General features: G+C 69.6%; 11 protein-coding genes and 1 pseudogene. 5 read left to right on the forward strand and 7 right to left on the reverse strand.

Features of this window, described 5'->3' with window-relative positions:
* Positions 1–4: 4 nt before the first annotated feature.
* Positions 5–697 carry an NAD(P)H-dependent oxidoreductase gene (locus G3N96_RS36085; protein WP_206140156.1) on the reverse strand — a complete coding sequence of 231 codons (693 nt, stop codon included), beginning with the start codon at positions 695–697 and terminating at the stop codon, positions 5–7.
* A gap of 74 nt (positions 698–771) precedes the next feature.
* On the opposite strand from G3N96_RS36085, the gene G3N96_RS36090 reads away from it, so the two are divergent.
* A complete protein-coding gene (locus tag G3N96_RS36090; RefSeq protein ID WP_206140158.1) occupies positions 772–1146 on the forward strand; it encodes a helix-turn-helix domain-containing protein in 375 nt (124 codons plus the stop codon).
* 57 nt (positions 1147–1203) lie between these two features.
* Here the strand turns inward: G3N96_RS36090 and mnmA are convergent, their stop codons facing one another.
* On the reverse strand, positions 1204–2367 hold the full coding sequence (gene mnmA / locus G3N96_RS36095; protein ID WP_206140159.1) for a tRNA 2-thiouridine(34) synthase MnmA: 1164 nt from the start codon (positions 2365–2367) through the stop codon (positions 1204–1206).
* The gene (locus G3N96_RS36100; protein ID WP_206140161.1) at positions 2364–2873 is read right to left on the reverse strand and encodes an NUDIX hydrolase; all 510 of its coding nucleotides are present in this window, start codon (positions 2871–2873) and stop codon (positions 2364–2366) included. Before G3N96_RS36100 ends, mnmA begins: the two co-directional genes overlap by 4 nt.
* Positions 2874–2979: 106 nt before the next feature.
* On the opposite strand from G3N96_RS36100, the pseudogene G3N96_RS36105 reads away from it, so the two are divergent.
* Positions 2980–3125 (forward strand): annotated as a pseudogene (locus tag G3N96_RS36105) (NAD(P)(+) transhydrogenase (Re/Si-specific) subunit beta); the annotation flags it as partial.
* Here the strand turns inward: G3N96_RS36105 and G3N96_RS36110 are convergent.
* Complete coding sequence (locus G3N96_RS36110) at positions 3125–4045, reverse strand: LysR family transcriptional regulator (protein ID WP_206140163.1); 921 nt, start codon at positions 4043–4045, stop codon at positions 3125–3127. The pseudogene G3N96_RS36105 and the gene G3N96_RS36110 sit on opposite strands and share 1 nt — an antisense overlap.
* An 80-nt stretch (positions 4046–4125) precedes the next feature.
* On the opposite strand from G3N96_RS36110, the gene G3N96_RS36115 reads away from it, so the two are divergent.
* Complete coding sequence (locus G3N96_RS36115) at positions 4126–5049, forward strand: carbon-nitrogen hydrolase family protein (protein WP_046544957.1); 924 nt, start codon at positions 4126–4128, stop codon at positions 5047–5049.
* 73 nt (positions 5050–5122) lie between these two features.
* Here G3N96_RS36115 and G3N96_RS36120 read toward each other — a convergent pair whose 3' ends face one another.
* Positions 5123–5809: a YafY family protein gene (locus tag G3N96_RS36120; RefSeq protein WP_206140164.1), complete on the reverse strand. Its 687-nt coding sequence runs from the start codon at positions 5807–5809 to the stop codon at positions 5123–5125.
* A gap of 73 nt (positions 5810–5882) precedes the next feature.
* Positions 5883–6287, reverse strand: a complete 405-nt coding sequence (locus G3N96_RS36125) for a VOC family protein (protein WP_124576522.1) — start codon at positions 6285–6287, stop codon at positions 5883–5885.
* Between the two features lie 173 nt (positions 6288–6460).
* On the opposite strand from G3N96_RS36125, the gene G3N96_RS36130 reads away from it, so the two are divergent.
* Complete coding sequence (locus tag G3N96_RS36130) at positions 6461–6793, forward strand: winged helix-turn-helix domain-containing protein (protein WP_206140166.1); 333 nt, start codon at positions 6461–6463, stop codon at positions 6791–6793.
* A complete protein-coding gene (locus tag G3N96_RS36135) occupies positions 6786–7250 on the forward strand; it encodes an SRPBCC family protein (RefSeq protein ID WP_089430617.1) in 465 nt (154 codons plus the stop codon). The genes G3N96_RS36130 and G3N96_RS36135 overlap by 8 nt, the downstream gene beginning before the upstream one ends.
* Positions 7251–7346: 96 nt before the next feature.
* On the opposite strand, the gene G3N96_RS36140 is transcribed toward G3N96_RS36135, so the two are convergent.
* Positions 7347–8648, reverse strand: a complete 1302-nt coding sequence (locus G3N96_RS36140; RefSeq protein WP_039361417.1) for a class I SAM-dependent RNA methyltransferase — start codon at positions 8646–8648, stop codon at positions 7347–7349.
* Positions 8649–8748 lie beyond the last annotated feature (100 nt).

The following is an 8748-nucleotide window of genomic DNA, read 5'->3' on the forward strand; positions in this document are numbered from 1 at the left end:
TGTGCTACACGCGCAACACCCACTCCCCGCCGGCCGACCTCCCGCTCTCCCCCACCCCGGGGAGGTAGTCGAGGAGGCAGCGCGCGAGGCCCGCGTCCTGCCGCCGCGCGGCATCGCCCGCGAGGCCGCCGCGGACGTCGTGGATCAGGTGCGGTTCGAGCACGTCGAAACCGACGTAGCGCAGCGCGTACATGACCGGCCACAGCAGCAGGCGGGTATCGCCTTCACGGCCGTCGGGCGCGCACGCGGCGGCCGACGAGCCGGTCGTGACGCTCAGCAACGCGCGCCGCCCTAGCAGCACGCTGCGATCGTGGCGCTGCCGGCTGCTGTAAAGGCCGCCGTAGACGAATACGCGATCCATCCAGCCCTTCAGGATCGCGGGCGCGCCGAACCACCACAGCGGGAACTGCAGGATCAGCGCATCGGCATGCTTCAGCAGGCCGACGTGACGCGCGATCTCGGGCGCGAGTGTGCCGCGTTCCCAGTGATGGCGCTGCTCGCGCTGCGCGTCGAAGCAAGTGGGGTCGAGCCGATCCGCGTAATGGCGCGGTGCCTCGCACGGGTCGAACGTCTCGCCATACAGGTTCGCGACCGTCACGGCATGGCCGCCCGCGCGCCAGGCGTCGGCCGCCGTGCCGGCGAGGGTGGCGTTGAACGACTGCGGTTCGGGATGGGCGACGACGATCAGCGCATGCATGGCGGGCTCCGGGAGTGTGCGACGATGATGGCCGGCGGCGGTGGGGCCGCGCAATCACGCACCCGGAGGTAACCATGGCATTTCCCGGCGACGTCTATGCGGCGGACTGCTCGGCGCGCGATGCGCTCGCGCTGGTCGCCGGCAAGTGGTCGCTGCTGATCCTGCCTGCGCTGGCCGAGCGGCCGTTGCGCAATGGCGAACTGCTCAAGCGTATCGGCGGGATTTCCCAGAAGGTGCTGACGCAGACGTTGCGCGAGCTGGAGCGCAACGGGCTGATCGAACGCATCGCGGTGGCGGCGCGGCGCGCACACGTCGAGTACCGGTTGACGGCGGTGGCGGGGTCGCTCGTGGAGACGCTCGTGGCGCTCGACCGCTGGGCCGAGCGCCATTTTCCCGAGCTGGACGCGGCGCGTGAGCGCTACGACGTGTCGGTGCGGAACATGCGGTGAGCGGCGGGGCCGCTTCCGGCCGGCGCCCGCTTGCGCGGCGGCGCCGGCGGCAGCGCGTCAGCGGGCGAGCGCGAGGGCCGGTGCTTCGTTCGCCTGCACGTTGCCGGACAGCGCGGATTCGATGATCCCGCCGCCGAGGCAGATCTCGCCGTCGTACAGCACGGCCGACTGGCCGGGCGTGACGGCCCACTGCGCGTCGTCGAACGCGAGCGAGAAGCGCGCTTCGCCCTCCGGGCCGGGCGTGGCGGTGCCGAATGCGGCCCGGCCGAATACGCACGCCGCGTCGGCCTGCCGGTAGCGCGTTTTCGCCCCGCACGCGAAACCTTCGGCCGGCGGCTCGCCGGCGACCCAACTCACGTTGCCCGCGACCAGCTCGCGCGCCAGCAGCCACGGATGATCGTGGCCCTGCACGACGTACAGCGTGTTCGACGCGATGTCCTTCGCGGCGACGAACCACGGATCGCCGTTGCCGGTCTTGCTGCCGCCGAGGCCGATGCCCTTGCGCTGGCCGAACGTGTAGAACGCGAGGCCGATGTGCTCGCCGACGACCTTGCCGTCCGGCGTCTTCATCGGGCCGGGTTTGGTCGGCAGATAGCGGTTCAGGAAATCGCGGAACGGCCGTTCGCCGATGAAGCAGATGCCGGTCGAATCCTTCTTCTTCGCGTTCGGCAGCCCGATCTGCGCGGCGATCTCGCGCACCTTCGTCTTCGGGATCTCGCCGAGCGGGAACATCGTCTTCGACAGCTGCGCCTGGTTCAGCCGGTGCAGGAAGTACGACTGGTCTTTCGTATGATCGAAGGCCTTCAGCAGTTCGAAACGCCCGTCACGCTCGCGCACGCGCGCATAGTGGCCGGTCGCGATCATTTCCGCGTCGAGCGACATCGCGTGATCGAGGAACGCCTTGAACTTGATCTCGGCGTTGCACAGCACGTCGGGGTTCGGCGTGCGGCCGGCCGAGTATTCGCGCAGGAATTCGGCGAACACGCGGTCCTTGTATTCGGCCGCGAAGTTGACGGCTTCCACGTCGATGCCGATCAGGTCCGCCACCGACACGACGTCGATCCAGTCCTGGCGCGTCGAGCAGTATTCGCCGTCGTCGTCGTCTTCCCAGTTCTTCATGAACAGGCCGACCACGTCGTAACCCTGTTCCTTCAGCAGCCACGCGGTCACCGACGAATCGACGCCGCCCGACATGCCCACCACTACACGGCGCTTGCTCATTTGTTGACCGCCTGACGTTCGAATGTTTCGGGGCGCGGCGCGACCGAATGCGTGTGCACGAAATCGAGCGGAATGCGCCGCCCGGCGAGGTAATCGTCGACACAGCGCATCACCGCGGGCGAGCGATGGCGCTCGCCGCACGCGCGCAGCTCGTCGGCGGTCATCCACAGCGTGCGGACGATGCCGTCGTCGAGCGCGTGGCCCGCGATCGGCTCGCTGGCCGCGCCGCAGAACGTGAAGCGCAGGTAGGTTGCACCGGCGGTGCCGGGACGGTCGTAGTGCGCGAGATAGACGCCGACGAGCGCGTCGGGCGTGAACGGGTGCGCGGTTTCCTCGAGCGTTTCTCGGATCACGGCGTCGGCCAGCGTTTCGCCGGCTTCGAGATGGCCTGCCGGCTGGTTGATGCGCAGGCCCGACGAGGTTTCTTCCTCGATCATGAGAAAGCGGCCGGCGTGCTCGACGAGCGCGGCGACCGTCACATGCGGGGTCCAGATTTCGGGTTTCATGGTTCGGCATTTTACCGGTTGCGCCCGAACGCTGCCGGTCGCTGCGCTAAACGAATCAGACCCTTTCAATTCGTCTGTCTTGCCGATCCGCGGCGACGCCGGACGGGCCGGCATCGGGTTCTCGCTGAACAACGCGACGCTGATCATCGCAGGCCCCGTCGTCGGCTCGTCGGCGCGATCCTGTCGGACATCATGTGCCGCGCGATCAACCGCTCGCTCCGCAACGTGATCCTCGGCGGCTTCGGCGGCGATCATGGCGTGACGAGATGGGCGACGCACGCGGCGATCGTGTCGCGTACGCGCACGATCGCCGGGTCGCGCTGCGTGCTCGTGCGCCAGCCGATTTCTACCGGGTAGTGCGGCAAGTCGACCGGGCAGGCGAGCGCGCGCAGCGAGGTGGATTGCGCGATCGCGCGCGCCGCGTGCGCGGGAATCGTCGCGACGGCGTCGGAACCGGCGAGCAGGTACGGCAACGCGGCGAAATGCGTGGTTGACGCCGCGACGCGCCGCTTGTGGCCGAGCGTGGCCAGCGCCTCGTCGACGATCCCGATCACGCCGCCCGACGATACGAGCAGGTGGTCGCGCCGCAGGAAATCGGCGAGCGTCAGCGTGCGCGGTGGCCGCTCACGGGCGGCCGGGTCGATCAGGCACGCGTAGCCGCCGGTCGCGATCGCGCGCCGGCTGAGCCCGTTCGCCGAGAAGCCGCCGGATGCGATCGCAAGGTCGACGCCGTGCCGCAGCAGCGCGTCGCCGGCGATGCCGCTGTGCGTCTGGCGGAAGATCAGCCGGATGCCGGCGGCTTCCCGCGCGACCGCGTCGATCAGCGCGCGGCCGAGCGCGATCTCGAAGTCGTCCGACAGCCCGATCGAGATCGTGCGGCCGATGCGGTCGCCGCCGTCGGCCGCGATCGCGAGGCTTTCGCGGCAACGGTCGAGCGCGTCGGACAGGATCGGCTTCAGTTCGTCCGCGCGCGGCGTCGGCGCGAGCCCGCGGCCGGTGCGCACGAACAGCGGATCGGCATAGATCACGCGCAGCCGCGCGAGCGCCGCGCTCACCGCCGACTGCGTGAGGCCGAGCCGCAGCGCCGCGCGGCTCGCGCCGCCTTCCTCGTACAGCGCTTCGAACACCTTCAGCAGGTTCAGGTCGAGGCCGGCGATATCATCTGCATTCATGACACTTATCGTTCTATCGATTTGATCGATGACATCTTATCGATAAAGATGGCGTTACCCCATTCACCGGAGACGCCTTCATGTCCACGTCAGTCATCGCTGCGCTGCAGATCGGCGCATCGCCCGCCGGCACGCGCGCCACGCTCGACACGATCCTCGGCTACGAAACCGCGATCCGCGACAGCGGCGCGTCGCTCGTCGTGTTGCCGGAGGCCGTGCTCGGCGGCTATCCGAAAGGCGAGATCTTCGGCACGCGGCTCGGTTACCGGCTGCCCGAAGGCCGCGACGCGTATGCGCGCTACGCCGCGCAGGCGATCGACGTGCCGGGGCCGGAAACCGACGAGCTGGCCGCGCTGTCGCAGCGCACCGGTGCGAGCCTCGTGGTCGGCGTGATCGAGCGCGGCGGCAGCACGCTGTACTGCACGGCGCTGTTCTTCGATCCGCGCGACGGGCTCGTCGCGAAGCACCGCAAGCTGATGCCGACCGGCACCGAGCGGCTGATCTGGGGGCAGGGCGACGGCTCGACGCTGCCCGTCGTCGACACGGCCGCGGGCCGCGCGGGCGCCGCGATCTGCTGGGAGAACCACATGCCGCTGCTGCGTTGCGCGATGTACGCGAAGGGCGTGCAGATCTGGTGCGCGCCGACCGTCGACGAGCGCGACGTCTGGCAGAGCTCGATGCGGCACATCGCGCACGAAGGGCGCTGCTTCGTCGTCAGCGCATGCCAGGTGCAGCCGTCGCCGCGCGCGCTCGGCATCGACGTGCCGGGCTGGGATCCGGAGCGGCCGCTGATTCGCGGCGGCAGCGTGATCGTCGGGCCGCTCGGCGACCTGCTGACGGAGCCGCTGATCGGCGAAGCCGGGCTCGTGACCGCGCGCATCGATACCGATGAACTCGTGCGGGCGCGCTACGACTTCGACGTGGTCGGGCATTACGCGCGGCCCGACGTGTTCTCGCTGCACGTCGACGAGCGGCCGAAGCGGACGGTGGTGTTCGGCGGGTAGGGCGGGGCGCAGCCTGGCGGCCCGGAACAAGGGCAGCGGCGGCGGCGCGCAACGCGCCCGCCGTCGTGCCGCGTCAGCGCATCGGCGCTTCCGCGATCCGCATGTAGTCGGCGATCCGCCGCCCTTCCATGTCCGGAAACTGCTCGTGCACGGTGATGTCGCCCATCCGCGCGATGTCGAAGGTGCGGAAATCGTCGCGCAGCTCGCACCACGCGCCGATCGTCCAGCGCCCGCCCCAGTAGACGAGCCCGAGCGGCCACACGCGGCGTTGCGAATGCGCGCCGAGCCGGTCGCGGTAGCCGAAGCTGACGACGTGGCGCGTGTCGATGGCATGGTGGATCGCGTCGACTTTCGCGCAAAACGTCTCGTCGATGTGGAACGACGGCGCGAACACGGGCAGGCGGTCGAGCGCCGTGCGCTTGTCGGCCGGCATCGCCGACGCGATCTTCGCGAGCGCCGAGCGCGCGCCGCTCGCGAAGCGCGCACCGCCCCAGGTTTCGAGCATGCGTGCGCCGGTGGCGAGCGCCGCCAGCTCCTCGGCCGTGAACGTGAGCGGCGGCAAGCTGGCGTTGCGGTTCAGCCGGTAGCCGATGCCGGCTTCGCCTTCGATCGGCACCCCTGACAGTTGGAGGTCGCGCACGTCGCGATAGACGGTGCGCGGCGACACCGACAGCCAGTCGGCCAGTTGCTGCGCGGTCGTGAGACGACGGCCGCGCAGCAGCTCGGCGATCTGGAACAGGCGGTCGGCACGGCGCGTCATGACGGCACCTCGATTCCAACGGCAGTGGGGACTTCGCGATGATAGCGCCGCGTGGGCCCGACGGCCGCCGCGCTCAGTGGCATTTCGGCGCGTGCAGGCCGACGCGGTTGCCTTCGGTGTCGATCAGGTAGCCGACGTAGCCGTAGTTGTTCGGCAGCTCGACGACCGAACCCTGCACGACGCCGCCCGCGCGCTTCGCGCGGTCGAGCGCCGCGACGACCGATTCGCCGGCGTTCAGGTAGACGAGCACGCCGTTTGCGCTCGGCTTCAGCTGCTGCGGATCGAACACGATGCTGCCGCCCGTGCTCGATGCGTCGCGATCGAACGTGGCCATCGGCACGCCGCCGATGACGGCGCGCTGCAGCGTCGTCTGCAGCACGGTTTCGTAAAAGCGGATCGCCCGGTCGAAATCGAGGGACGGGATGTCGAACCACGCGATCGCGCGCTCCAGCGTGGCATGGGCAGTTGCGGACGTCATGACGAGCTCCTTGTTGCGTTGTTTGTTGTTCGGGTTCGGTGCGGAAACCAGCCTTGCATTGCGCCGGGATTGCAGTGTGATCGCGGCCTGCTGACACCGTATTGTCAGTAGAGTTGTCACCCTTGACATGCAACTGTTTGGTTGCATAATAAGGCCATTGACCCGGGAGTGGCATGGATCTCGTTTTCAAGGCGCTGGCCGACGCCACGCGCCGCCAGTTGCTCGATTTGCTGCACGCGAAAAGCGGGCAGACCCTGTCCGAACTGTGCGACGGGCTCGCGATGAGCCGGCAGGCGGTGAGCAAGCATCTCGCGCTGCTCGAGGCCGCGAATCTCGTCGCGACGACGTGGCGCGGCCGGGAGAAGCTGCATTACCTGAATCCGATGCCGATCCACGACATCGCGGAACGCTGGATCGGCAAGTTCGAGCGTCAGCGCCTGCAGGCGCTGGCGGACCTCAAGCGCGGGCTGGAAGCGGCCGGCGAATCTGGAGACAACGATGAGTAATCCGGCCTTTGTGTACGTGACGTTCATTGCATCGACGCCCGAGCGTGTGTTCGATGCGCTCACCAACGCCGAGCTGACGAAGGACTACTGGGTGCGGCACCGCAACGCGTCGCCCGACTGGCGTCCGGGCTCGCGCTGGGAACATCAGGACTACGACGATCCGTCGCGGGTCGACATCGTCGGCGAAGTGGTCGAGAACGATCCGCCGCACCGGCTGGTCGTCACGTGGCGCACGCCGTCCGGGGAGGGGGAGGCGTCGCGCGTGACCTATCTCGTCGAGCCGCACGAGGGCGTCGTGAAGCTGACCGTCACGCACGACGGGCTGGTGCCGGGCTCGGAGATGGATCGCGGGATTCGCGGCGGCTGGCCGGTCGTGCTGTCGAGCCTCAAGACGCTGCTCGAGACGGGGCAGGCACTGCCGTTCACGATGGGGCGCTGGGCGTGCTCGAAGCACTGAAACGAAACGCCGCCGTTGCCGCGGGCGCGGTAACGGCGGCGTTCCGGTTGCCGCGGCGGGGCCGCGCCGGCGGCCCCGTGGCGGTCATGATGCAGGTTATGCGTCGCCTTCCGGCGTGGCCGGACGCGCCTTCACGCTGCCGGCGATCAGGTCGAAGCGGAACAGTCGGCATTCGAGCGCGCCGTTGAACAGCGGCGTCTTCGCCGATTCGCGCAGCCGCAGCTGGCCCGGCAGCGAACGGTCGGACGTCAGCAGGAACGCCTGCCAGCCCGTGAAGCGCTGCTTCAGCGCATCGCCGAGCGCGTTGAAGAACTCGCTGTCGGGTGCGTCGGTGTGGGTGCGGCGGAATGCGTCGTCGTTGCCGCGGTTGCGGCCCGTCTCGCGCACCTCGCCGCGCGCGCTGCGGCCGCGCACCTCGATCCGCTCGCCGTACGGCGGGTTCGCGAGGATGATGCCCGGGCCGTCGCACGGCGGCGTCATCCCGCGCGCGTCGACCTGCTTGAGCCATACCGACGGCACGCCCGCACGCTCGAGGTTCGCGCGCGCCTTCTCGAGCATGTCGCCGGAGATGTCGCTGCCGTACACACCGAGCGCTTCGCCGCGTTTGCCGCGCGCCGCGCGCTTCGCGTCCAGCGCCGGGACCTTCAGCCCCTGCCACGCGGTGATGTCGTACTGCTTGAGCTTCTCGAAGCCGAACCGGCGCTCGACGCCCGGCGCCACGCCGAGTGCGATCTGCGCGGCTTCCGCGAGGAACGTGCCGCTGCCGCACATCGGGTCGTACAGCGCCGTGCCGGGCGTCCAGCCCGTCAGGCGCAGGATGCCGGCCGCGAGGTTCTCGCGCAGCGGCGCCGCGCCCTTGTCGAGACGCCAGCCGCGCTTGAACAGCGGCTCGCCCGACGTGTCGAGGTACAGCGTGCATTCGCCCGCCGTCAGGAAGGCGAACACGCGCACGTCCGGCGCACCGGTGTCGATGCTCGGGCGCGCGCCGGTCTTGTCGCGCATCCGGTCGCAGATCGCGTCCTTCACGCGCAACGTCGCGAATTCGAGGCTCTTCAGCGGGGATTTGATCGCGGTGATGTCGACGCGCAGCGTCTGCGTCGCCGCGAACCAGCGCTCCCACGGCTGCTCGAGCGCGAGCGCGTAGACGTCCTGCTCGTTGCGGTACGCGCGGTGCGCGATCTTCAGCAGGACCCGGCTCGCGATGCGCGAATGGAGGTTCGCGGCCATGCCGGCGGCCCAGCCGCCGCTGAAGTGGACGCCGCCCGGCACCTGCGCGCCCGCGGTGAACGGCGCGCCGTTCAGGTGGCGGCCGGCGATTTCGGCCAGCTCGGCGGCAAGCGCCGCTTCGAGGCCGCGCGGGCAGGGGGCGAAGAATTCGTACAGGGTGGGCGAGGACATAAGGCGGGTGAGGACGTGCAAAAGTCCACTATTGTACGCGGCGCGGGCGGCCGGGGCCGCCGTTGCGTCGCCTTTCGGTGCCGCGGCGCGGGCCGGGGCG

The sequence above is a fragment of the Burkholderia sp. Se-20373 genome (assembly GCF_017104705.1).
Classification (GTDB): domain Bacteria; phylum Pseudomonadota; class Gammaproteobacteria; order Burkholderiales; family Burkholderiaceae; genus Burkholderia.

Coding starts and splice junctions, on each gene's coding strand:
- G3N96_RS36130 (WP_206140166.1), top strand. CDS start 6,461: ATGGATCTCGTTTTCAAGGCGCTGGCCGACGCCACGCGCCGCCAGTTG.
- G3N96_RS36115 (WP_046544957.1), top strand. CDS start 4,126: ATGTCCACGTCAGTCATCGCTGCGCTGCAGATCGGCGCATCGCCCGCC.
- G3N96_RS36090 (WP_206140158.1), top strand. CDS start 772: ATGGCATTTCCCGGCGACGTCTATGCGGCGGACTGCTCGGCGCGCGAT.
- G3N96_RS36085 (WP_206140156.1), bottom strand. CDS start 697: ATGCATGCGCTGATCGTCGTCGCCCATCCCGAACCGCAGTCGTTCAAC.
- G3N96_RS36100 (WP_206140161.1), bottom strand. CDS start 2,873: ATGAAACCCGAAATCTGGACCCCGCATGTGACGGTCGCCGCGCTCGTC.
- G3N96_RS36110 (WP_206140163.1), bottom strand. CDS start 4,045: ATGAATGCAGATGATATCGCCGGCCTCGACCTGAACCTGCTGAAGGTG.
- G3N96_RS36120 (WP_206140164.1), bottom strand. CDS start 5,809: ATGACGCGCCGTGCCGACCGCCTGTTCCAGATCGCCGAGCTGCTGCGC.
- mnmA (WP_206140159.1), bottom strand. CDS start 2,367: ATGAGCAAGCGCCGTGTAGTGGTGGGCATGTCGGGCGGCGTCGATTCG.
- G3N96_RS36140 (WP_039361417.1), bottom strand. CDS start 8,648: ATGTCCTCGCCCACCCTGTACGAATTCTTCGCCCCCTGCCCGCGCGGC.
- G3N96_RS36135 (WP_089430617.1), top strand. CDS start 6,786: ATGAGTAATCCGGCCTTTGTGTACGTGACGTTCATTGCATCGACGCCC.
- G3N96_RS36125 (WP_124576522.1), bottom strand. CDS start 6,287: ATGACGTCCGCAACTGCCCATGCCACGCTGGAGCGCGCGATCGCGTGG.